At 75.0% G+C, this 22,009-nt stretch carries 18 protein-coding genes and 1 pseudogene; 13 read left to right on the forward strand and 6 right to left on the reverse strand.

Annotated features, from left to right (window positions below; translation table 11 throughout):
• The first annotated feature begins 362 nt into the window (after positions 1 to 362).
• The 4 genes and pseudogenes from ACL02U_RS24740 (at position 363) to ACL02U_RS24755 (ending at position 5,234) form a co-directional block, all read left to right on the forward strand.
• Positions 363 to 2,075, forward strand: a complete 1,713-nt coding sequence (locus tag ACL02U_RS24740) for a GAF domain-containing protein (RefSeq protein ID WP_412793168.1) — start codon at positions 363 to 365, stop codon at positions 2,073 to 2,075.
• Between the two features lie 221 nt (positions 2,076 to 2,296).
• Positions 2,297 to 3,397, forward strand: a complete 1,101-nt coding sequence (locus tag ACL02U_RS24745) for an NAD(P) transhydrogenase subunit alpha (RefSeq protein WP_412793125.1) — start codon at positions 2,297 to 2,299, stop codon at positions 3,395 to 3,397.
• Positions 3,394 to 3,699 (forward strand): annotated as a pseudogene (locus ACL02U_RS24750) (NAD(P) transhydrogenase subunit alpha); the annotation flags it as partial. The gene ACL02U_RS24745 and the pseudogene ACL02U_RS24750, both read left to right, overlap by 4 nt.
• Before the next feature lie 116 nt (positions 3,700 to 3,815).
• Positions 3,816 to 5,234 carry an NAD(P)(+) transhydrogenase (Re/Si-specific) subunit beta gene (locus tag ACL02U_RS24755; RefSeq protein WP_412793126.1) on the forward strand — a complete coding sequence of 473 codons (1,419 nt, stop codon included), beginning with the start codon at positions 3,816 to 3,818 and terminating at the stop codon, positions 5,232 to 5,234.
• A gap of 12 nt (positions 5,235 to 5,246) precedes the next feature.
• Here ACL02U_RS24755 and ACL02U_RS24760 read toward each other — a convergent pair whose 3' ends face one another.
• The 6 genes from ACL02U_RS24760 to ACL02U_RS24785 form a co-directional block, all read right to left on the reverse strand.
• Entirely contained in the window at positions 5,247 to 5,465 is a 219-nt protein-coding gene (locus tag ACL02U_RS24760; RefSeq protein ID WP_412793127.1) for a hypothetical protein, read from the reverse strand.
• 164 nt (positions 5,466 to 5,629) lie between these two features.
• The gene (locus ACL02U_RS24765) at positions 5,630 to 5,914 is read right to left on the reverse strand and encodes a DUF1918 domain-containing protein (protein WP_412793128.1); all 285 of its coding nucleotides are present in this window, start codon (positions 5,912 to 5,914) and stop codon (positions 5,630 to 5,632) included.
• Between the two features lie 454 nt (positions 5,915 to 6,368).
• A complete protein-coding gene (locus ACL02U_RS24770; RefSeq protein WP_412793129.1) occupies positions 6,369 to 7,253 on the reverse strand; it encodes an oxygenase MpaB family protein in 885 nt (294 codons plus the stop codon).
• 135 nt (positions 7,254 to 7,388) lie between these two features.
• Positions 7,389 to 8,888: an FAD-dependent oxidoreductase gene (locus tag ACL02U_RS24775; protein ID WP_412793169.1), complete on the reverse strand. Its 1,500-nt coding sequence runs from the start codon at positions 8,886 to 8,888 to the stop codon at positions 7,389 to 7,391.
• Between the two features lie 208 nt (positions 8,889 to 9,096).
• Positions 9,097 to 10,284, reverse strand: a complete 1,188-nt coding sequence (locus ACL02U_RS24780; RefSeq protein WP_412793130.1) for a lycopene cyclase family protein — start codon at positions 10,282 to 10,284, stop codon at positions 9,097 to 9,099.
• Positions 10,285 to 10,735: 451 nt separating this feature from the next.
• Entirely contained in the window at positions 10,736 to 12,592 is a 1,857-nt protein-coding gene (locus ACL02U_RS24785; protein ID WP_412793131.1) for a PAS domain S-box protein, read from the reverse strand.
• A gap of 405 nt (positions 12,593 to 12,997) precedes the next feature.
• Here ACL02U_RS24785 and ACL02U_RS24790 point away from each other — a divergent pair, with 405 nt between their 5' ends.
• The 9 genes from ACL02U_RS24790 (at position 12,998) to ACL02U_RS24830 (ending at position 21,887) form a co-directional block, all read left to right on the forward strand.
• Positions 12,998 to 13,462 (forward strand): cyclic nucleotide-binding domain-containing protein, encoded by a 465-nt coding sequence (locus ACL02U_RS24790; protein WP_412793132.1) that lies wholly within the window; start codon positions 12,998 to 13,000, stop codon positions 13,460 to 13,462.
• A 62-nt stretch (positions 13,463 to 13,524) separates the two neighbouring features.
• Positions 13,525 to 14,247, forward strand: coding sequence for a CBS domain-containing protein (locus ACL02U_RS24795; RefSeq protein WP_412793133.1), 723 nt, complete (start codon positions 13,525 to 13,527; stop codon positions 14,245 to 14,247).
• On the forward strand, positions 14,244 to 14,843 hold the full coding sequence (locus tag ACL02U_RS24800; RefSeq protein WP_412793134.1) for a hypothetical protein: 600 nt from the start codon (positions 14,244 to 14,246) through the stop codon (positions 14,841 to 14,843). Before ACL02U_RS24795 ends, ACL02U_RS24800 begins: the two co-directional genes overlap by 4 nt.
• Positions 14,844 to 14,937: 94 nt before the next feature.
• Positions 14,938 to 15,360 carry an Hsp20/alpha crystallin family protein gene (locus ACL02U_RS24805; protein ID WP_412793135.1) on the forward strand — a complete coding sequence of 141 codons (423 nt, stop codon included), beginning with the start codon at positions 14,938 to 14,940 and terminating at the stop codon, positions 15,358 to 15,360.
• Positions 15,361 to 16,216: 856 nt separating this feature from the next.
• Positions 16,217 to 18,019: an acetate--CoA ligase gene (gene acsA / locus ACL02U_RS24810; protein WP_412793136.1), complete on the forward strand. Its 1,803-nt coding sequence runs from the start codon at positions 16,217 to 16,219 to the stop codon at positions 18,017 to 18,019.
• Positions 18,016 to 19,053, forward strand: coding sequence for a pyruvate dehydrogenase (acetyl-transferring) E1 component subunit alpha (gene pdhA / locus ACL02U_RS24815; RefSeq protein WP_412793137.1), 1,038 nt, complete (start codon positions 18,016 to 18,018; stop codon positions 19,051 to 19,053). The genes acsA and pdhA overlap by 4 nt, the downstream gene beginning before the upstream one ends.
• A 2-nt stretch (positions 19,054 to 19,055) precedes the next feature.
• Positions 19,056 to 20,111 carry an alpha-ketoacid dehydrogenase subunit beta gene (locus ACL02U_RS24820; RefSeq protein WP_412793138.1) on the forward strand — a complete coding sequence of 352 codons (1,056 nt, stop codon included), beginning with the start codon at positions 19,056 to 19,058 and terminating at the stop codon, positions 20,109 to 20,111.
• 1 nt (position 20,112) lies between these two features.
• Positions 20,113 to 21,621, forward strand: coding sequence for a dihydrolipoamide acetyltransferase family protein (locus ACL02U_RS24825; protein WP_412793139.1), 1,509 nt, complete (start codon positions 20,113 to 20,115; stop codon positions 21,619 to 21,621).
• A 5-nt stretch (positions 21,622 to 21,626) separates the two neighbouring features.
• On the forward strand, positions 21,627 to 21,887 hold the full coding sequence (locus ACL02U_RS24830; RefSeq protein WP_412793140.1) for an acyl carrier protein: 261 nt from the start codon (positions 21,627 to 21,629) through the stop codon (positions 21,885 to 21,887).
• Positions 21,888 to 22,009: the final 122 nt, after the last annotated feature.

Consider the following 22,009-nt stretch of genomic DNA (forward strand, 5'->3'; position numbering starts at 1 on the left):
GAGGCCCCCCCCCCCCCCCCCCCCAGGTCCGGCCGCGCGTCCCCGTGCACGCGGCCGGACCTGCGCCGCCCGGCCTGCCGCGGCACCTCCCCCGGACGGCCGTACGGGACGACGCATCGGCCTCACCCGGCCGCTCTCACCCGGCTGCCCGGGGCCCGAGCGCACTGAACAGCCCATCCCGGCCTCCCGCCCACCCGCCCGTCGCCCGTATGATTCGGCCATTCGACGGTGCCAACCGCAGAGGGCTGGTGCCACCGTGCGCATGAGACGACTACCGTGGCAGGTAGCCGGTACGCGGCCGGCACGGCGGCTGCCGGTGCGGCGAGAGCTCGGGAGGATCAGCGGTGGCAGGCTCCGACGGCATGGAAGAGGCCCGGCTCAGGCTTCCGCAGCTGCGCCTGGACGAGTTGCTGGAGGAGCTCCAGGCGCGGCTGGACGCGGCCCGCGGAACCCGCGACCGGGTGCACAGCCTGCTGGAAGCGGTGCTCTCCGTCGGCCGGGAACTCGATCTCGAGCAGGCGCTGCACAGCATCGTGGAGGCCGCCACGGCCCTCGTGGACGCCGAGTACGGCGCGCTGGGCGTGATCAGCCCCGACGGAGAGTCTCTGTCGGCGTTCTACACCGTCGGCGTCGACGACGAGCAGATCGCGGAGATCGGCCACTACCCGGAGGGGCACGGCATCCTCGGGGAACTGATCCGCCACCCCGAGCCGCTGCGGCTCGGCAAGATCTCCCAGCACGCCTCCTCCTACGGCTTCCCGGCCCACCATCCGCCGATGCACACCTTCCTCGGAGTGCCGATCCGGGTGCGCGACCAGGTCTTCGGCAACCTCTACCTGACGGAGAAGCGCGGCGGCGTCCAGTTCGACGAGGAGGACGAGTCGGTCCTGTCGACGCTGGCCGTGGCGGCGGGCGTCGCGATCGACAACGCCCGCCTGTACGAGGAGTCCCGCCTGCGTGAGCGCTGGCTGCGGGCGAACGCCGACATCACCCACAGCCTGATGTCCGGAACGGACCAGACCGAGATCCTCGGGGTGATCGCCGAGCGGGCCCGCGAGATCACCGAGGCCGACCTGGCCGCGGTCGCCGTGCCCATGCAGGACACCGAGGCGCTGAACGTGGAGCTGGCCATCGGCGTGGAGGCCGACGCCCACCGCGGGCTGGTGCTGCCGGTGCACGGCACCCTGACGGGGGAGGCCTTCTCCATCGCGGCGCCGGTCACCAGCGCGGACGTCCAGAACGACCCGAGGGTGTCGGCCGGGCCGCCGCGCTTCGCCGGACTGGGTCCGGCGGTCGCCGTCTCCATCGGCACGGGCGAGGAGGGGCGGCGCGGCGTCCTCCTGCTGGCCCGCCGGACCGGGCGGCCGGTGTTCTCCGGGAAGGAGATCGGACAGCTGCAGCACTTCGCCGCACAGGCGGCGATCGCGATGGAACTGGCCGAGCGGCGCCGCGACGGCGAGCAGATCGCCGTGCTCCAGGACCGCGACCGCATCGCCCGCGACCTGCACGACCTGGCCATCCAGCGGCTGTTCGCGACCGGTATGACGCTGCAGAGCGCGGGCCGCTTCATCGACCATCCGGAGGCCGCCGACCGGGTGGTCCGCGCCGTGGACGACCTCGACGAGACCATCAAGATCATCCGTTCGACCATCTTCGGCCTGCGCGCCCGGGAGGGCGACTCCGACGGAGCGGGTCTGCGGACCCGGGTGGTGCGGGCGATCGGCGAGGCGGGCCCCGTGCTGGGGTTCGCACCCAGCGTGCGCATGGAGGGACTGGTCGACACCGACGTGCCCCGGGACATCGCCGACCACGTGGTGGCCGTGCTCTCCGAGGGCCTGACCAACGTGGCCCGCCACGCCCACGCCGACCGGGTCGACGTCGTCCTGCGAACCGACGGCCGCGAGGTACGGCTGTCCATCACCGACAACGGGGTGGGCATCCCGCCAGAGGGCCGCCGCAGCGGCCTGCGCAACCTGAGGGAGCGGGCCGAGCAGGTGGGCGGCGGCCTGGACTGGAAGACCCCCGAAGGCGGCGGCACCGAACTGCTGTGGCGGGTGCCGCTGCCGCCGCGGTAGTGGAGTGATCGGGCGCCCCGCCCCCCGGACCCCCGGCGGCCGGTCCTCCCGCCGATCGTCCCGCCGGTCCTCCGATCGGGGGCACCGGCTCCCGAACCGCGGTTGACGTCTGGTCAAGTGCGCCCGGCACGCGGAGAATGCTCCCAGCAACGCGCCGATCTTCGAAACCGTGTACAGCCGAGGCCCGGGCGATCCCCGGGCCGCAGGGAAGGCTGGTGGTCATGGGAACCGTCACCGTCGGAGCAGTACGGGAGCGAGCACCGGGAGAACGCAGGGTGGCCCTCGTCCCCGAGGCCGTCACCCTGCTGCGCCGGGCCGGCGTCGAGGTGCTCGTCGAGACCGGAGCGGGCGCGGGCGCCTGGTTCGCCGACGCCGACTACACCGAGTCGGGCGCGCACGTGGTGCCCGCCGCCGAACTGTACCGGCGGGCGGACGCCGTGCTGTGCGTGGGCCCGCCCGATCCCGGTGACGCCGAAGCGCTGCGCCCCGGACAGGTACTCGCCGGCCTGCTCGAGCCCCGGCGCCACCCCGAGTTCGTCCGGGGACTGGCCGCACGCGGGGTGCACCCCGTCAGCCTCGACCTGCTGCCGCGCACCCTCAGCCGGGCCCAGGCCATGGACGCGCTCACCTCGCAGGCCAACATCGCCGGGTACAAGGCGGCCGTACTGGCCGCGGACCGCTACGACCGCTTCCTCCCGATGCTGACCACCGCCGCGGGCACCATGCGCCCGGCCCAGGTGCTCGTCCTGGGCGCCGGAGTGGCCGGCCTCCAGGCGATCGCCACCGCACGCCGGCTCGGCGCCGTGGTCACGGGCTACGACGTACGGCCGGAGTCCCGCGGCGAGGTGGAGTCGCTGGGCGCCAGGTTCCTCGACATCCGGCAGGGAGCCGGCTCCGGCGAGGGCGGGTACGCCCGTGAACTCACCCGGGAGGAGCAGCACGCGCAGCGGGAGGAACTGCAGACGCACCTGGCCCGCACCGACATCGTGATCTGCACCGCGCAGGTGCCCGGCCGCCGGCCCCCGCTGCTGGTGACCGCGCAGACGGTGGCCCGGATGCGGCCGGGCTCGGTCGTCGTCGACCTCGCTGCCGGCGACCTCGGCGGCAACGTCGAGGGATCCGAGCCGGACAAGACCAACGTGCTGGACAACGGCGTCACCGTCATCGGCGCCGGGCGGCTGCCGTCCGCGATGGCGACCGCCGCGTCCACGGCCTACGCCCGCAACCTGGTCGCCCTGCTGCGCCACCTGGTACGCGACGGGGCGCTCGTCCTCGACCCGGCCGACGAGATCACGGCCGCACTGCTGGGAGGCGGATCATGAACAATCTCGACCTGCTCACCGCGATCACGGTCTTCGTGCTGAGTGTGCTGGTCGGCGTCGAGGTGATCAGCAAGGTGCCCGCGACGCTGCACACCCCGCTGATGTCGGGCTCGAACTCGGTGCACGGCATCGTGGTCGTCGGAGCCATGCTCATCGCGGCCGAGTCGCACACCTGGCTCGGCTACACCCTGGCGTTCCTCGCCATGGTCTTCGGCGCCATGAACGTGGTCGGCGGGTACGCCGTCACGGACCGCATGCTGGAGATGTTCAAACCGAAGTCCGCCCGGCCCGAGCCGCCCGGCCGCTCGGAGCCCACCGCGCCGGAGCCGGCCGCCGGAGCCGGAACGCCGGCGCCGCCGGGCCCGCCCCCCGGGCCCGGAGCGGGCGCCCCGGACCGGCCGGCGGGGGAGTGAGGCGCATGGACACCGTCTCCAACGCCGTCCACTACGTCTTCCTCGGCGCCGCCGCCTGCTTCGTGCTCGGTCTGCACCTGATGAACCACCCGCGCACCGCCCGCCGCGGCAACACCGTCTCCGCCGCCGCGATGGCCGCGGCCATCGCCGCCACCGTGTGGCTGGTGATCCACCAGGGCCGGATCACCGCCACCGGCTGGGCGGTCCTGATCGCGGGCGGCCTGGTGGGCGCCGCGCTCGGCCTGTGGGCCGCGCGCGAGGTGCGCATGACGGCCATGCCGCAGCTCGTGAGCGTGTTCAACGCCGTCGGCGGCGGCGCGGCCGCGCTGATCGCCGTCAACGACCTGCTCCAGACCGACGACCCCGCCGCCCTGGGCGCCCGGGTCTCCCTGCCCGGCGCGCTGGACATCGTCATCGGCGCGGTCACCTTCTCCGGCTCGCTCGTCGCGGCGGGCAAGCTCCAGGGCCTGGTCCCCGGCGCGCCGGTGGCGTTCCCCGGGGCGCGGCTGCTGAACGTGCTGCTTCCCGTGTCGTTCGCCGCCGGCACGGTGTGGCTGGTCCTGGAGCCCGGCTCCCGCGCGGCCCTGTGCGGGTTGCTCGCCGTGGCGCTGCTGTTCGGGGTGACCATGGTGCTGCCGATCGGCGGCGCCGACATGCCCGTCGTGATCGCCCTGCTGAACGCCTTCACCGGGTCCGCCGTTGCGATGGCGGGCTTCGTGCTCGACGAGACCGCCCTGATCATCGCCGGCATGCTCGTCAGCTCCTCCGGCGGCATCCTCACCAAACTGATGGCCGAGGCCATGAACCGCTCCGTCGCGGCCGTCCTCGTCGGCGGCTTCGGCACCGGTGACGGCGCACCGTCCGCGGCCGGAGCGGGCGGGCCGGGGGCCGCGGTGCGCTCGGTGTCCGCGGACGACGTCGCCGTGCAACTGGCCTACGCCCGCAAAGTGATCTTCGTCCCGGGGTACGGTCTGGCCGCCGCGCAGGCCCAGCACGAACTCGCGGACCTGGCCGAGCTGCTCACCGCACACGGCGTCGACGTCAGCTACGCGGTCCATCCGGTCGCCGGGCGGATGCCGGGCCATATGAACGTGCTGCTGGCCGAGGCCAACGTGCCCTACACGCAGCTGGCCGAGATGGACGAGGCCAACGCGGTGTTCGCCCAGGCGGACGTGGCTCTGGTGGTCGGCGCCAACGACGTGACCAACCCGATCGCCCGCCGCCCCGGGAACGCCATCTCCGGCATGCCGATCCTCGACGTCGACCGGGCCCGGAGCGTCGTCGTCATCAAACGCTCCATGGGACACGGCTACGCGGGCATCGACAACGAGCTGTACACCGACGCGAAGACCGGCATGTTCTTCACCGACGCCAAGCAGGGCCTCGCCGACCTCAAGGCGGCCGTGGCGGAGTTCGTCGGCTGACCCGGCCGCCGCTCAGGACGACCCGTTCCAGTCGTACGGGCCGCCGCCGCGCCACTCGATCAGCTCCGGATCGTCCACCGCGGTGCTCTCGACCGGCAGCCCGGCACGGTGCACGAAGTCGAGCACGTCGAACAGGGTGAACGCGGTGCCGACTCGCTCGCCGCGGACCGTCACCTGCCGCCCGCCGTCCGGCGCGGGGGGCAGTACCACCACCGGAGGACCATCAGCCATATGACCACTGTGCCCCCGTCCCGGCGCCGCCGCAGCCCTCGCCCGGCGGGTGGCCCACGCCCGGCGCGGCCCGGGCGGCCGCCGCGACCCCCGCAGGGGCGGCCGCCGCGACCCCCGAAGGATCGCCCCACTCCGGGGACGGGGGACACGGGAGCGGTGGCGGTTCAGGCCCCGGTGCCGGGCCCTGCCGCGGGCGCCGGATGCCGTACGTAGGCGTCGGAGCCCGGGAAGTACAGCGTGACCCGCCCGTCGTCCGCCCAGCGCACGTCGTACGGCGGGCTGCCGTCCGGGTGGTGGAGGCCGACGATCTCACCGTCCCGGGTGACGACGCCGGAGGTGGTGCCGCGCACCACGATCTCGTCGCCGACCCGGGCGCGCATGGCGTGGCCCGCCACGTCGGGGGCGAAGCTCCCGGCCGTCCGGTCGCTGTCCTGCTTCGCTGCGGTCATCGCCGCTCGCCTCCTCGACGTGCCGGCGGACGTGCCGGCGGGCGGACGTGCCTGCGGGGAGAGCCTCACCCGCCCCTCCAGGAAAGGCCCGGCACGCGGGGCGGGTAAGGGGCCGATGGTCCCGGGCCGGAACTGGTGGGCCCGGCCGGCGGAAGGCGTCGCCGCGAAACGGCGCGAGGCCGGTGGTCCGGCACCTCGCGCTACGTGGCCTCCGGTCCCGGCTCGGGGGTACCGGCCCGGAGGACCGCCACCCCCGGTTCCCGGCCCGGCGGCGCGACGGATGCGGAAATCACCCGTGCGGCCGAACGGCGGCCTCCGGGCGGACGCCGAGGCGCACCGGCCCGGGTGCGATCGGAGGGAACGCGCGATTTGGGTGCCGGGCGGGCGGGGGCGCTGCGGCGCGTGCCCGCCGCGCCCCCGCCGCCCGCCCGTGCCGCGGGTGCTGCGAGCGCGGTCAGGCGGTGTCCGCGCCGGCCGCTTCCCGGCCCGGCGCCATGGCCCACCTGATCCCCGCCGTCACGGCGCTGCCGAGGGGGCGGACGCACAGGTCCTCGGCGAGCGGGAGCCGGGGCAGCCACAGCGCCCGCGCGGCCCACGGCGGCAGGAGAGCGACGGCGTTGGCGGCCACGGCGCCGTAGGGCAGGCGGGCCACCAACGGCACCGGCGGGCGCAGCAGCAGGTAGCGCGCCGCCCCGAGCGCCTCCGGTGTCGCCCGCAGTTCGCCGCGGTAGGACGCCAGCCGCTCGCCGAGACCGGTGAGGTCGGTCGGCGGGTCGGGCACCCCGAGCGCACGCGCGATGCGCGCCGTGTCGGCGACGTAGCCGTCGCAGCCGGCCTCGTCCAGCGGCCGGGCGCCGTAGCGCTGGTGGGCGCGCAGGAAGCTGTCCACCTCCGCGATGTGCACCCAGGTCAGCAGGTGCGGGTCGGAGGCCGCGTAGGCGTGCCCGTCGGACGTGGTGCCGCGTACCCGCCGGTGGACCGCGCGGACCCGGTCGCAGGCCTCCTGGGCGGCGTCGGCGGGCCCGTAGGTGGTGACGGCGAGGAAGGTACTGGTGCGCTGGAGCCGCCCCCACGGGTCGCCGCGGAAGCCCGAGTGGGCGGCCACCGCCGCCATGGCCAGCGGGTGCAGGGACTGCAGCAGCAGCGCGGACAGGCCGCCGATGAACATCGAGGCGTCCCCGTGCACCCGGCGCACCGGCCGGTCGGGGCCGAACCAGCGCGGCCCGGGCGCACCGTGGATGCGGGCCCGGTTCCTGGCGCCGTCGGGCCCGGCCACCCGGGAGAAGATCGCCTCGCCCACCCGGTCGCGCAGGGGGGCGAGGTCCGGCAGCAGAGTCATGGGGCCGCATCCTCCTCGGTCGCGCGGCGGCGGCTCACGGGCACTGGGTCCATGGTGCTCCCTCGCGGCCGGGTCCGGGGCAGTCCGGACGCGGCCGGGTCCGGAGCCGTCCGGTGACGGGCGCCCGGCCCGTGCTCACCGGCCCGCCCACCCGGCCAGTCCCCGCAGCGCCGCACTGCGGCCGCGGGCGGGCACCGTCCACAGCGTCTGCCCCCGCACCCCCCACCGCTCCAGCAGCGCGTTCGCGGCGAGGAACCCGGTCGTCGCCGCCCGCTCCATGAGCGCCACGGGAAGGTCGGTGCGCACGATGTCGCCGGCCACCACCAGGCCCGGATCCGGCGTCCGCACGGTGGGCCGGTCCGTGTAGCCGCCCACCGGGAACAGCGGGCAGTCGTCGTGCCACTCGTGACGGGCGTCGACGACCTCGGCCGTCCGGGTCTCCGGATAGACGCGGTGCAACTGCTCCAGCAGGCGCTTCTGCTCGACCTCGCGGGACGCCCCCGGCGGCACCGCGTAGGCGTGCAGCTCCACCACGGACCCTCCGGTGCGCCCCCTCCACCGGGCGGCCTCGTCCTCCCAGCGCTCCAGCACACTGATGTTGTCCAGGCCGCCGAACCCGCTGGTGCCCAGGAACCCCGGCCGGTCCGGGGCGACCGGCCGGTCCAGCCACAGGCGGCTGACCAGGAACGGGGGAGCCGTGCGCAGTCGGGCGATCCGCTCCCGCCACGGGGCGTCGCCCAGCAGCGAGCTGTCCGCGACGAGGTTCCGCAGCCCAGCGGCGTCCAGGGCGAGGACGACGCCGTCGTGGATCCGCTCGTCCCCGCCGGTGGCGACGGCGTGGCCGCCGGCCGGCCCGGGAGTGACCTGCTCGACCGCCGTGCCGGTGCGCAGCCGGGCACCGTGGCCGGTCAGGTAGCCGGCCAGCGGGTCCCACAGTGCGTCGGGGAAGGGCGAGCGGGGCACGTCGAACAGCAGCCCCTCGGCGGAGCCGAGGAAGTAGATGTGGAACATCAGCGCCATCTCCGCCGCCGACAGCTCCCGCGGATCGGCGAAGAAGCTCCGGGAGAACACCTCGAATGCCAGGTGCCGGGCGCGCTCCGGGAAGCGGACGGCCTCCAGGAAGCCGTGCGCGCTGGTGGCGTCGAGCCGGTCGTAGACCTCGGGCACGCGCACGTCGAGCAGCGGCAGCGCGGCGACCGGATCCATGGCCCGCAGGTCCCGCAGCCGGAAGGTGCTGCTGAGCGCGACGAACCCGGCGGCGCTCCACGGAGGGGTCCGCGGGACGTGCCGGAAGCTGTCGCTCAGTCCGCTGCCGTGCAGCAGCGGGTAGTCCGGCAGGCCGGTCAGCCGGGCCAGCTCCGGGTCCGTCCGGCGCAACAGACCGCGGAGGTTGTAGTACTGCCGGAAGAACGCGTGGAAGCCGCGGCTCATGGTGACCGTGGTGCCGTCGCGCAGGCGGGTGGGCCAGCCGCCGACGCGCCCGCCCAGGTAGGGGCGCCGCTCGTACAGGGTCACGTCCACGCCGCGCTCGGCCAGTGCCGTTGCCGCGGCCAGTCCGGCGATGCCGGCGCCGACCACCGCGACGGACGGCGCGGCCCCCTCCACGCGAGGGCGTCCGGGCCGGGCCGGCAACAGGCGGGCCCGCCGGTCCCGGCCCCGCCGGGCGCCGCTCGGACGGCGGTAGCGGCCGCTCACCGGGCACCCGCCGCGGCGGTGGACGTCCGTTGATCGGTGCGAATCTCGTCGTGCGGCAGGGTCATACGGTCTCCCGGAGCGTGCGACAGGCGGGTCGGGGCGGTGAGGGCGGTGAGTGCAGCCGTCGGCGGTGCCGGACGGACGGCGGTCAGTCGAAGGGGCGGCGCGGGAGCCGGAACAGGTCCAGTGCGGACCGCAGCATCGGCCCGACGGGGGTGTGCAGGCCGATCGAGAGGTCCTCGTGCAGGCGGGTACGCCCGTCGAGGAAGCGCAGCAGCCGACCCGGCGGAACCTGCCCGAACAGTCGGCAGAACAGGGCGGGCCCGTCCACCCGGCCGCCGTCCAGGGCGCGCAGCAACACCGCGTCCATGGCACGCGAACGTGCGGAGTGCGGGTCCGGGGGCACCGGCCGCCGACCCCGGCGGAGGGCGGCGGCGACCGCGCGGGTCTGACGCTGCAGGCCGGCGAAGGTGTAGCCGGTGGCGGGTCGGGTGGCGCCGCCCGCGGCGCCGATCCGGAAGACGGAGGCCCCCACGCGCCTCGGCACCGCCCCGTCGGTCATGGGGATGACCCCGGTCTCCGTCGAGAGGACCCGCAGTTCACCGAGTTGCAGCACCTCGTCGGCGTACTGCCGCACGGCGGACTCGTATCCGGACTCCGTGAGCGTCCGCGGTGAGAACTCCGTGTACTCGACCAGCGCGGTGTGCGACCCGAGAGGCAGAACGTATCCGAAGGACAGGCCGCGGCCGGGCTGCGCAGTGCGGAAGTCCATCAGGTCCACGGTGCCCGGGTCGAACGCGGGCCTGGCGGTGCGGACGAACCAGCCGTGGAAGTGCTGGAGCAGAGTCGTGCGGGCGGCCGGCAGACTGCCCGGCGGGCGGGAGTCGAAGACCCAGCGCGCGTGGAGGGTCCGCGTACCGCCGTCGGTGTCCTTCACGTGCACCCGGGCACCGTCCTCGACGTCCTCCACGGTCTCGACGGTCGCTTCCAGACGCCGCACGTTCGGGCTGTCCGCCAGGTGCTGGGAGACGAGGAACGCGAAGTCGTCCGAGCGGATCATCTTGTACCGCATCGGCGCGATGTCCCCGCCGAGCGGGCCGCCCGCGGGCGGCCGCACCCGCACCCGCCCCCAGTCGGCGCGCACCGCGGCATCGAACCGGCCGCGTCCCTCCTCCCAGAAGCACCAGGTCCGCGGCGGCGGCCGCAGGGGGCCCGGTGGCGCGTCCACCAGGACCACGGACGGCGTACGCGCGCCGGGAACGCGCCCGGCCAGCCGATGCGCGAGGGACAGCCCCGCGGCTCCGGCGCCCACCACGACCACGTCCGTCTCCGGCACGACTGCTCCCCTCTGCGTACTTCCGTCCGCGTGCTCCGCGGAAGGTTGCTTCCCGCTCGGGTGCCCCGGCGGATGCGGGGCATCCGAGCGGGGCCGGGCCGTCCGCCGACGGGGTACGCACGGCCGGTGCGGTGCCCGCGGTCACGGGGCCGAGGGCCGCCGCCGGCCGCGGTGCCGGCGGCGGGCGCCGACGTCCGCCGGGCGCCGACGTCCGCCGGGCGCCGACGTCCGCCGGGCGGCGGGGTCCGTCGGGCGGCGGGGTCCGTCGGGCGGCGGGGTCCGTCGGGCGGCGGGGTCCGTCGGGCGGCGGGGTCCGCACAGGTGAAGGATCGCCCCTCCACCCGCGGGCGGCCGGGCCGCCGCGCCGGTGTCCCCCGTCCGGGCGTGCCCGTCACGCCGCACCGGCGACGGCACCGGCGGCGCTGCCGGGGCACGTGCCGGTGGGGGCGGCTCACAGCCCTAGGGTGAACCAGGTGGTCTTGCCCTCGTCGGTCGCGCGCACACCCCAGCTTCCGGCCATCGAACGCACCAGCAGCAGGCCGCGCCCGGACTCCTCGTCCGCGCGGGCCAGCCGCGGCCGCGGCAGCCGCGGACTGCGGTCGGTGACCTCGACGGTGAGGCCCGTGGCGGTGCGGCGGAGCTGGAGCCCGATCGGGCCCTCCCCGTGCTGGACGGCGTTGGTGAGGGTCTCCGACAGCAGCAGCAGGGCGTCGTCGGCGTCCGCCGCGCAGTTCCACGCGGTGAGCGTCTTGCGCAGGAACGCGCGGCCCTCCGGCACCGACTCCGGAACGGCGGGCAGCTGCACGGTCCGGGCCGCCAGCGGGGCGGGCGGCAGTTGCGCCAGCAGGAGGGTCACATCGTCGTTGTGGCCTTCCGCGTCCGGCAGCATGCGCGCCAGCACCTGGTCCGCGGCGGTCTCCAGCGACGGTGCCGCGGTGAAGAACTCCTCCAGGGCCAGCCCGAGTTCGCCGATCCGGCCCTCGATGTCGCTGCCGGGCGTCTCGACGAGCCCGTCGGTGTAGAGCACGAGGGTCGCGCCCGGCGGTATCTCCGCGCAGGACTGCTCGTAGAGGACGTCACCCACTCCGAGCGGCGCGTTCACCGGGCACGGCAGCCGGCGCACCCCCGGGTCCGCCCCGGCGACCAGGATCGGCAGGTGCCCGGCCGAGCACACGGTCACCGTGCCGGTCTCCGGCGCGATCACGAGATAGCAGCAGGTCACCAACTGGTCGGGGACGTCCAGGTCGGCGACGCAGGTGTCCAGGGCCTGCAGGAGCCGGCTCGGCTCCATACCGGTCTTCGCCAGCGCGTGGGCCGCCGACCGGAGTTGGCCCATGACCGCAGCCGCTTCCAGACCGCGCCCCATCACGTCCCCGATCAGCACCCCGACCCGGTCGGCGCCCAGCGGCACCAGGTCGAACCAGTCGCCGCCCACACCGGCGCCCTGCGTGGCGGGCCGGTAGCGGCTGGCGGTGGCCAGCCCGGGCAGGGCGGGCGGTGTACCCATCAGGCTGCGCTGCAGGGTGAGCGCGATGTGCCGCTGCTGCTCGTACAACGCCGTCAGCTCGGCCTCCGCGCGTTTGCGGTCGCTGATGTCTCGCACGATGGCGCAGGCCCCGACCACCGTGCCGGCGCTGTCCCGGGTCGGCCACAGCGTCACGTCGACGTCGAGCAGTCTCCCCGACTTGGTGGCCCGCAGCGTCTCGTAGTGCTCCACCTTCTCGCCGTGCCGCAGCCGCTCGAGCAGCCCGCCGACCTCGTCCTGCAGCTCCACCGGGGCGAGCAGGGCGACGTGCCGGCCGATGGCCTCCTCGGCCGTGTAACCGTACAGCCGCTGCGCGGCCGCGTTCCAGTAGGTGATGTACCCGTCGAGGGTCTTGGCGAGGATGGCGTCCTGCGAGGACTCCACGATCGCGGCCAGCTCGTTGATCCGGGCCTCGGCGGCCTTCCGGTCGCTGACGTCGCGCACCGCCGCGGACACCAGCAGCCCGTCCGCCGTCTCCAGCGGGCTCAGGCTGATCTCGACGGGGAACTCGGTGCCGTCCTTGCGCAGCCCGTGCAGTTCCAGTCCGGCTCCCATCGGCCGGACCTGCCGGTTCGCCGCGTATCCGCGGCGGTGCCGGGTGTGCTGGGACCGGAACCGGCCGGGGATGAGCAGCTCGACCGGTCGGCCGAGCAGATCCTCGCGGCGGTAGCCGAACATCGCCTCGGTCTGCGCGTTGACGAGCCTGATGGTGCCCGTGTCGTCGACGATGACCATCGCGTCCGGTGCGGCCTCCAGCAGCCCGCGGAACACCATGTCGGCCATGTCCTGCCCCCATCCGTGCCGGGTGTCGGGCCATCACAGCGCTTTTGGGCCCAGGCCATACCCTCATGTCGCTTACTTGACGAATTCGTACCGAACCTGACCGTCTGCCCTGGCAGGACCTGACCGTCCGGACCCGGCCGAACCCTCGGGCACGTCTCGGCCGGGTCCGCGGGTGTACACCTCGGCCGGGTCCGCGAGGTGCACCGCGGCCGGGCCGGTCGGGCGGCCCCGCCGGAACCCGTCGGGCAGCCCCGGCGAGCCCGGGCCAGGAGTGCCCGGGCGGATTCCCGCCAGGGGCCGAACGGCCCAAGCGCCGCGCGCCCCCGCGGCCGACGCTGAGAGAAGGACGGGCGCCGGTGAGGCTCCCCCGCCCGCCGCTTCCGCCCTGCACGAGGAGGCGCAGCCATGACCACCGCGTTCACGCCCCGTTCGACGCGGACCCTGCCCGTGGAGTACCGCGGCAGACTCATGGGCGCCGCCCGCGAGGTGCGGTGTCCCCAGAACACGCAGCTGTTCCGGGAGGGCGGACGTGCCGACCGCTTCTGGATCCTGCAGGCCGGCACCGTGGCGGTGGACATGCGGGTGCCCGGTCGTCGCGCCACCGTGATCGAGACCGTCGGCCCCGGTGAGCTGCTCGGCTGGTCCTGGCTGTTCCTCCCGCACGTCTACCAGTTCGGGGCGCGGACCGTCGGCCCCGTCCGGGCCCACGAGTTCGACGCGGCCGCCGTACGCGCCATGTGCGCGGACGATCCGGCCATGGGACAGGTGATCGCGCTGTGGGTCGGCTCGGCGCTGTCCCGGCGGCTGCGCGCGGCCCGCACCCGCCTGCTCGACCTGTACGCGCCCTACGGCAGCGGAGCCCGCGGCTGAGCCGTACCGGTCCCGTACCGGCCCGGCCGCGCCCCGCGGCCAAGCACCCGTCGGAGGCCCTCATGGGTGGCAACCAGTACCGCGTCGGCGACGTGATGACCCGTACCGTCGTCGCGCTCGCCTCCGCGACGGCGTTCAAGGACATAGCCAAGGCCATGCGCCGATGGCGGGTGAGCGCCCTGCCGGTGGTGGACGACGCACGCCGGGTGGTGGGCGTCGTCTCCGAGACCGACCTGCTGCCCAAGGTGCGGCTGCCGCTGCGCGGACCGGACCCGGACGCCGGGCCGCACCGCCTGGCGGACCTCGCCAAGGCGGGGGCGCGCACCGCCCAGGAGCTGATGACGGCGCCCGCCGTCACCGCCCGGGCCGAGGACACCCTCTCCCAGGCCGCCCGGAGCATGGCGCGCCATCAGGTCAAACGGCTGCCGGTAGTAGACGCGGACGGCTTGCTGCAGGGCATCGTCAGCCGGTCCGACCTGCTGAAGGTGTTCCTGCGCACCGACGAGGACATCGCCCGCGAGGTGGACCGCGAACTCGCCGCCTGCCTGGTCCCCGAACCGGTGCGGCCGCTGCGGGTGACGGTACGGGACGGAGTGGTGCGGCTCGGCGGACGGGTGCGGGACACCGCGCAGGTCCCGCTGGCCGTCCGCCTGGCCCGGTCCGTGGCGGGTGTGGTGGACGTGGAGTGCGCACTCGGCGGGCCGCGGCGCCGCCCGGCCCTGGACCCCGACCTGCCCGGGGGAGCGGCCGCCGCGGCCTCGGCGGCAGGAGGTGACGTGCCATGAGGCGGACCAAGCGCACCCGGGCGACCGGAGTGCGGGGCTGGCGCTGGCGCAGCAACAGCCTGCGGCGGCGCAGCGACCGGGTGGAGGCCTGGATCGTCCTGCTGGTGTGGATCGCCGCCCTGCTGGGCGCCCCGGCCGCCGGCGCGGCGGCGGCCACGGCGGTCGGCGACGACCTGGCGGCCCGCCGGGCCGCTTCCCGTCCCGTCGCCGCCGTGCTCACCCAGGACGCGGGGAGCACCCCCGCCCTGGCGACCGGTGGAACGTCCCAGGGGAAGGTGTGGTCGGAGGTCCGCTGGACGGCGCCGGACGGCGCCGTGCACACCGGGCTGGCGAAGGCCGAGCCCGGAAGCCCGGCGGGCACCCGGGTGACGGTGTGGACCGACGCCGGCGGCGCACTGGTCCGCAACCCGCCCTCGGCGCTGGAGGCGCAGTCGCAGTCCGTGCTGATCGGTGCCGCCGCCGCGATCACCGCGGCGACCGCGGCCGCTGCCGCCGGACGGCTGGCACGAGCAGGCCTGGACCGCCGGCGGCTGCGTGAATGGGGCGCCGAATGGGCGCGGGTCGGGCCGAGGTGGAGGAAGGAGATCAGCGGCTGACAGGGGCCTACAGGGCCCGTCACCGGACCGGTCGGCCCAGGCGGCGCCCGCCCCGCAGCGAGACCCTGAAGGTGAGAGAGAAGAGGAGGGCGACATGAGCGGCATGATCGAGCGGCTGCCGGGTTGGCCGACGCTTCCCGATCTTTTCGGCTGGGTCGAGGGAGGATTCCCTGCGGCCCACACCGTCCCGGGTACCCACGGCATCCGGATCGAGGAGCAGCTGACCGACGAGGCCTACGTCCTGCGGGCCGAGCTTCCCGGCATCGACCCCGCGAAGGACGTGGAGATCACCGTCACCGACGGGGTGCTGACGCTTCGGGCGGAGCGCACCGAGGAGACGGAGGACAAGCACCGCACCGAGTTCCGCTACGGCACCTTCACCCGGTCCGTGCGACTCCCGTCCGGAGCCAAGGGGGAAGAGGCCACCGCGGAGTACGGCGACGGAGTCCTGACCATCAAGGTCCCGGTCCCGGAGAAGAAGGAGGGCACGACCACCATCCCGGTGCGGCACGGCTGAACGCCCGCCACGCACCAGGTGCGACCCGCGCGACCGGCCCCGCCGGCCGCGCGGTGCCATGCCCGCCCGGGGCGCGAGACCGGGGTGCGGGCGAACCGCGGTGCCGGGTCGGGCGGCGACGGCCCGCGTGGGCCTCCGGACCGGCCGCCGCTCCCCGGGCCGGCCGCGGACCGGCCGGCGCCCCTCGCTCCGGCCGGCACCCGGACCGGTGCGTTCGGTGCGCGGCGGGCCCGGTCAGTAGGGCAGCGGCCGCCCGGAGGGGGTGCGCAGGTCGGGCGGCTCCGGCCGCCGCGGTTCCCTGACACGCCGCTCCACCCGGATGCGTTGCATGACGCCACCCCCTCGGTCGCCGGCCGCGGCGATCCGCGCCCTCGATCCCTTCGTGCCCAAGAACCACCTCCGTCACGCCCGCTGGCGCCCGTCGAACCGAGTGGATCCGCCCGGCCCGCAGTGCGGGCCGTTCGGCCCAGTGCATGCCCCGCCCCGCGGACGGAGGGTCGAAGTGCGGGCCCCGGCACACCGGAGCGGCCTCGGGGAACCCGCCCGCCCGGGTCGACGGAGGTCGACGGAGGCCGACGGGAACCGACAGGGGCCCGCGGAGGCCCAGTGGGCCCGCAAGAAGCCCGGAAGCGGTCCGGGAGCGGATCGGGAGGCTCCGAGAGGGCCGGGCCGTGAGCCTGAGGACGCTCCGATGGACCGAGGGAGCGCAGCGAGGCACACCGCGGCGCGCGAAGGTCGGAGAGGGAGACCCGAGGAGCCGGCGCACCCCCCCCGGAGAACCGGGGGGACCCACGAAAGGCCCTGCACGCCACGGACGACCACGGATGAGACGGGAAGCCACGGAAGGGGACCCGACATGCCCTGGGAGACGATCCGCAAGGACGCGCCGCAGCGCGTGCCGCCCCACCTGGACGACTACGACAAGATCTGCGCCACCTTCTCCTGGTCGGACGCGCGCGCCCGGCTGCAGGGGCTGCCCGACGGACGGGGGCTGAACATCGCCCACGAGGCCGTGGACCGGCACGCCCGCAACGGCCGCGGCAGCGCGGTCGCCCTGCGCTGCGTGGCCCGCGACGACACCGTCACCTGCCTGACCTACGGGGACCTGGCCCACTCCACGGCCCGGTTCGCCCACGTGCTGCGCACCCTCGGCGTCGGGCGGGGCGACCGGGTCGCCACCCTGCTCGGGCGGTGCCCCGAGCTGTACACGGTCGTCCTCGGCACCCTGAAGAACACCAGCGTGCTCTGCCCGCTGTTCTCCGCCTTCGGCCCCGACCCCGTCGCCCAGCGCATCCGGCTGAGCGAAGCACGGGTCCTGGTCACCACCGCCGAGCTGTACCGCCGCAAGGTCGCCGGCGTGCGCGACCGGCTGCCCGGACTGGAGCACGTCCTGCTCGTCGGCGACGGCACGGACGACCTGCCCGGCACCCGCTCCCTCACGGCGCTCACCGCAGCCGCCCCCGACGAGTTCACCATCCCGCCGACCTCGCCGGACGACATGGCCCTGCTGCACTTCACCAGCGGCACCACCGGCACCCCCAAGGGCGCGGTCCACGTCCACGAGGCCGCCGTCGCCCACTACGCCACCGCCCGCTACGCCCTCGACCTGCACGACAGCGACGTGTTCTGGTGCACCGCCGACCCCGGATGGGTCACCGGCATGTCCTACGGCATCATCGCCCCCCTCCTCCACGGCGTGACCGTCGTCGTCGACGAGGGCGACTACGACGCCCGCCGCTGGTACCGCATCCTCGCCGAGCAGCGGGTCACCGTCTGGTACACGGCGCCCACGGCGCTGCGGATGCTGATGCGGACGACGCCGCGGACCGGGCCGTACGACCTGCCCGCCTCCTTCGACCTGAGCGCGCTCCGGTTCGTCGCCTCGGTCGGCGAGCCCCTCAACCCGGAGGCCGTGCTGTGGGGGCGGGACGTCCTCGGCCTGCCGGTGCACGACAACTGGTGGCAGACGGAGACCGGCGCCATCATGATCGCCAACTTCGCGGCCTGCGACATCCGCCCCGGTTCGATGGGCCGGCCGCTGCCCGGTGTGGAGGCCGCGGTGCTGCGCCGCGGCGAGGACGGACGGGCCGCGATCACCGACGGACGCGTCACCGTACTCCGGGAACCCGACGAGGAGGGCGAACTCGCCCTGCGGCCCGGCTGGCCGTCCATGTTCCGCGGCTACCTGCACGACGAGGAGCGGACCGCCGCGGCGTTCGCCGACGGCTGGTACCTCACCGGAGACCTGGCGCGGCGCGACGCCGACGGCTGGTACTGGTTCGTCGGACGCGCCGACGACGTCATCAAGTCGGCCGGACACCTCGTCGGCCCGTTCGAGGTGGAGAGTGCGCTGATGGAGCATCCGGCCGTTGCCGAGGCCGGAGTGATCGGCCGTCCCGACCCGGTCGCCGGGAACATCGTCAAGGCTTTCGTCAGCCTGCGTCCCGGCCATCCGCCGACCACGGCGCTGCGGCAGGACCTGCTGGCCTTCGCCCGCCGCCGGCTCGGCTCTGCCGTCGCACCCCGGGAGATCGCCTTCGACCCGCACCTGCCGCACACCCGCAGCGGCAAGGTCATGCGCCGGCTGCTGCGCGCCCGCGAACTCGGCCTGCCGGAAGGCGACACGTCCACCCTGGAGCAGGCGGAGGAGCAGTCATGAGCAGCACGGCACGCCGGAAGGAGACCGGGGCCGCCGGGCCGCGGCCCGCGCGGAAGGCCCGACAGCACGGCGACCAACGGCTCGCGCTGCTCGCCGCCATGCTGCGCATCCGCCGATTCGAGGAGCGCTGCGTGGAGCTGTACAGCGCCGCGCGCATCCGCGGTTTCATGCACCTGTACATCGGCGAGGAGGCCGTCGCCGTCGGCGTGAACGAGGCCCTCACCGCCGACGACGCGGTCGTCTCCACCTACCGCGAGCACGGCCACGCCCTCGCCCGCGGCATCCCCGCCGAGGCGGTCATGGCGGAGATGTTCGGCAAGGCCACCGGGTGCAGCCGCGGCCGCGGCGGCTCCATGCACCTTTTCGACGCGGAGCGCCGCTTCTACGGCGGCAACGCGATCGTCGGCGGGGGCCTGCCTCTGGCCGCCGGGCTCGCCCTCGCCGACCGCATGTCCGGCCGAGAACGCGTCACCTGCTGCTTCTTCGGCGACGGGGCCTTCGCGGAGGGCGAGTTCCACGAGACCGCCAACCTCGCCGCACTGTGGAGACTTCCCCTCCTGTTCGTCTGCGAGAACAACCGGTACGCCATGGGCACCGCCCTCGCCCGCCACCAGGCCGAGACCGACCTGGCACTGCGCGCCTCCGGGTACGGGATGGTGGCCCGGGCCGTCGACGGCATGGACGTCACGGCCGTGGCGGACGCGGCGCGGAGAGCCGCGGAGGGCGTGCGCAACGGGAGCGGGCCGCACTTCCTGGAGATGCGCACCTACCGCTTCCGGGCCCACTCGATGTACGACTCCGACCGCTACCGCGACAAGGCGGAGATCGCACGCTGGAAGGAGCGCGATCCCGTCGACCTGCTCGCCGCGCGCCTGAGGGAGGAGGGCGTCCTCACCGCCAAGGGCCTCGACCGCCTGGAGGAGAAGGTGACCGCGGAGATCGACGCGGCCGTGCTCAGCGCCGAACAGGCCCCCGAGGAGCCGGTCTCCGACCTGCTCCGCTACGTCACCAGCCCGGCCCGGGAGGCGAGTTGACCATGGCCGCGACCACCGGTGACCCCGCCGAGCGCAAGACCACCTACCGCGAGGCGATGCGCGAGGCCCTGCGGGAGGCGCTGCGCGCCGACGAACGGGTGTTCCTCATGGGCGAGGACGTCGGCCGCTACGGCGGCTGCTTCGGGGTCAGCCTCGGACTGCTGGAGGAGTTCGGACCCGAACGGATCCGGGACGCACCCCTGTCGGAGTCCGCCTTCGTCGGCGCCGGGATCGGTGCCGCCCTGGCCGGGATGCGGCCGATCGTCGAGATCATGACGGTCAACTTCAGCATGCTGGCGCTCGACCAGATCCTCAACAACGCCGCCACCCTGCTGCACATGTCCGGCGGTCAGCTGCCGGTACCGGTGGTGATCCGGATGACCACCGGCGCGGGCCGCCAACTCGCCGCGCAGCACTCGCACAGCCTCGAGGGCTGGTACGCCCACATCCCCGGGCTGCGGGTACTGGCACCGGCCACCGTCGCCGACGCCCGCCACCTGCTCGCCCCGGCACTCGCCGACCCCGACCCCGTGCTGATCTTCGAGCACAGCGGGCTCTACAACACCTCCGACGACCTCCCGGTCGACGCGGGACCCGTCGACCTCGACCGGGCCGCCGTACGCAGGCCCGGCACGGACGTCACCGTCATCACCTACGGCGGCTCGCTGCCCAAGGCGCTGGCCGCCGCGGAGGACCTGGCGAGCGACGGCATCAGCGCCGAGGTCGTGGACCTGCGCAGCCTGCGCCCCCTCGACGACGCGACCCTCACCGGTTCGGTGGCACGTACCCACCGCGCGGTCGTCGTGGACGAGGGCTGGCGTACCGGAAGTCTGGCCGCCGAGGTGTCCGCGCGCCTCACCGAGCAGTGCTTCTACGACCTGGACGGGCCCGTGGAGCGGGTGTGCAGCGCCGAAGTACCCATCCCGTACGCGCGCCGGCTGGAGGAGGCCGCGCTGCCCCAGGCCGGCGACATCGTCGCGGCGGCCCGCCGCACCGTGCGGCCCGCACCCTTCACCGGCGGCGCCACCGGCGGGCCGGCCGACCGGAGGGCGGGCTGAGATGGCCGAGTTCACCATGCCCTCGCTCGGCGCCGACATGGACGAAGGGCTGCTGCAGGAGTGGCTGGTCGGTCCGGGCGACGCGGTGCGCAAGGGCGACGCGGTCGCCGTCGTGGAGACCGACAAGGCCGCCATCGAGGTCGAGTCGTTCACCTCGGGCACGGTGCGACGGCTGCTCGTCGCACCCGGCACCCGGGTGCCGGTCGGTACGCCGCTCGCGCTGATCGAGGCGGGCGCGACGCCCGCCCCGGCGGAACCGGCCCCGGCGGAACCGGCCCCACCGGAACCGGCCCCACCGGAACCGGCCCCACCGGGACCGGCGCCGTCGGCGACCGCGCCGCCGGAACCCGCGCCGCCGGAACCCGCAGCGCAGGTGCCCGCGCGGGAGGAGCCGTCTCTCGCGAGGGGGGAGGAGCGCCCCGCTCCGCCGAAGACGCCCGGTACGGCGGCACCGGCCGAGCCCCGGGAGCCCGCCGAGGCGCCCGGCACCGGCGCCGAACCGCCCGCCGTTGCCGGGCCGCTGGTGCGCCACCTCGCCGAACTGCGAGGCGTCGACACGGCCTTCGTGCACGGCACCGGCCGCGGCGGCCGGATCACCCGCGCCGACGTCGAGCGGGCCGCACCGGTTTCCTCGTCCCGGGTGCGCGCGACCCCTTATGCGAGGAGGCTGGCCCACGAACTCGGCGTCGACCTGAAGGCCCTGCACGGCAGCGGGGAGGGCGGCGCGGTCCGGGCCGGCGACGTACGAGCCTCCGCCGCCGAAGCTCCGGCAGGGGCAGGGGCGGCGCGACAGCCCGCCGCGCGGACCGCTCCCGCAGCACCGCCGCCCGCGGATGCCGCGGCACGTACGGAAGCGATGCGGCACGCCATCGGCGCCCAGATGGCACGCTCGAAGCGGGAGATCCCGCACTACTACCTCTCCACCACGATCGATCTCGCCGCGGCCGAGGAATGGCGGCAGCGCCACGACCGGGGGAGGCCGCCGCCCGAACGAATGGTCCCCGCGGCGCTGCTGCTGAAAGCCGCGGCCGCCGCGGCGCGAGCCGTACCGCAGCTCAACGGCTTCTGGCAGGACGGCGGATTCGTCCCCGGCCGCGGAGTGCACCTGGGGGTGGCCGTCTCGCTCCGCGAGGGCGGACTCATGGCCCCCGTGATCCACGACGCGGACACGCTGACCCCGGAAGAGACCATGGCCGCGCTACGGGACCTCGTCCAGCGGGCCCGCCGGGGACGGCTGCGCGGCAGCGAGCTGGCCGGCGCCACCCTCACCGTCACCAGCCTGGGCGATCAGGGCACCGAGGCGGTGTTCGGCGTGATCCACCCTCCGCAGGTGGCCCTCGTCGGGTTCGGCGCGGTCGTGGAACGCCCCTGGGCGGAAGGCGGGCTGCTCGGCGTGCGCCCCGTCGTGACCGCCACCCTCTCCGCCGACCACCGCGCCACCGACGGTGCCGTCGGCGCCCGCTACCTCTCCGCGGTCGACCGACTGCTGCACACCCCCGAGGAGCTGTGAGCCGTATGCAGACCATCGACGCCGAAGAGGCACGCACCATCGTCCGCGAATCCGTCACCCGGATCGTCCCGGACGCCGACTTCAGCCAGGTAAGGCCCGACGAACGCCTCCGGGACGTGCTCGAACTCGACTCGCTCGACTTCCTCAGCCTGGTCGAGATCCTCTCCGAGCGCACCGGCCTGCCGATCGACGAGGACGACTATCCGCGCCTGGACACCCTGGACGGCGCCGTCGCGTTCCTGGTGGAACGCGCCGGCAGCCGGTAGGCGGTAGCGGACCGGTCGACATCCTCGGGGCGCCGGTTGCGTGTCGGCTGCACTTCCCGGTTTCCCCGGTGGCTTGGGGTCGGCGGCTGCGATCCCTGTGCCGACCCCTGTGAGGCGTCCCG

The sequence above is a fragment of the Streptomyces sp. MS06 genome (assembly GCF_047200655.1).
Taxonomy (GTDB): Bacteria; Actinomycetota; Actinomycetes; order Streptomycetales; family Streptomycetaceae; genus Streptomyces.

Excerpts from the sequence above, each read along its gene's own strand:
- ACL02U_RS24745 (WP_412793125.1), top strand. The coding sequence starts at position 2,297 with ATGGGAACCGTCACCGTCGGAGCAGTACGGGAGCGAGCACCGGGAGAA.
- pdhA (WP_412793137.1), top strand. The coding sequence starts at position 18,016 with ATGAGCAGCACGGCACGCCGGAAGGAGACCGGGGCCGCCGGGCCGCGG.
- ACL02U_RS24820 (WP_412793138.1), top strand. The coding sequence starts at position 19,056 with ATGGCCGCGACCACCGGTGACCCCGCCGAGCGCAAGACCACCTACCGC.
- ACL02U_RS24760 (WP_412793127.1), bottom strand. The coding sequence starts at position 5,465 with ATGGCTGATGGTCCTCCGGTGGTGGTACTGCCCCCCGCGCCGGACGGC.
- ACL02U_RS24740 (WP_412793168.1), top strand. The coding sequence starts at position 363 with ATGGAAGAGGCCCGGCTCAGGCTTCCGCAGCTGCGCCTGGACGAGTTG.
- ACL02U_RS24800 (WP_412793134.1), top strand. The coding sequence starts at position 14,244 with ATGAGGCGGACCAAGCGCACCCGGGCGACCGGAGTGCGGGGCTGGCGC.
- acsA (WP_412793136.1), top strand. The coding sequence starts at position 16,217 with ATGCCCTGGGAGACGATCCGCAAGGACGCGCCGCAGCGCGTGCCGCCC.
- ACL02U_RS24790 (WP_412793132.1), top strand. The coding sequence starts at position 12,998 with ATGACCACCGCGTTCACGCCCCGTTCGACGCGGACCCTGCCCGTGGAG.
- ACL02U_RS24825 (WP_412793139.1), top strand. The coding sequence starts at position 20,113 with ATGGCCGAGTTCACCATGCCCTCGCTCGGCGCCGACATGGACGAAGGG.
- ACL02U_RS24765 (WP_412793128.1), bottom strand. The coding sequence starts at position 5,914 with ATGACCGCAGCGAAGCAGGACAGCGACCGGACGGCCGGGAGCTTCGCC.
- ACL02U_RS24785 (WP_412793131.1), bottom strand. The coding sequence starts at position 12,592 with ATGGCCGACATGGTGTTCCGCGGGCTGCTGGAGGCCGCACCGGACGCG.
- ACL02U_RS24755 (WP_412793126.1), top strand. The coding sequence starts at position 3,816 with ATGGACACCGTCTCCAACGCCGTCCACTACGTCTTCCTCGGCGCCGCC.
- ACL02U_RS24830 (WP_412793140.1), top strand. The coding sequence starts at position 21,627 with ATGCAGACCATCGACGCCGAAGAGGCACGCACCATCGTCCGCGAATCC.
- ACL02U_RS24795 (WP_412793133.1), top strand. The coding sequence starts at position 13,525 with ATGGGTGGCAACCAGTACCGCGTCGGCGACGTGATGACCCGTACCGTC.
- ACL02U_RS24805 (WP_412793135.1), top strand. The coding sequence starts at position 14,938 with ATGAGCGGCATGATCGAGCGGCTGCCGGGTTGGCCGACGCTTCCCGAT.
- ACL02U_RS24770 (WP_412793129.1), bottom strand. The coding sequence starts at position 7,253 with ATGACTCTGCTGCCGGACCTCGCCCCCCTGCGCGACCGGGTGGGCGAG.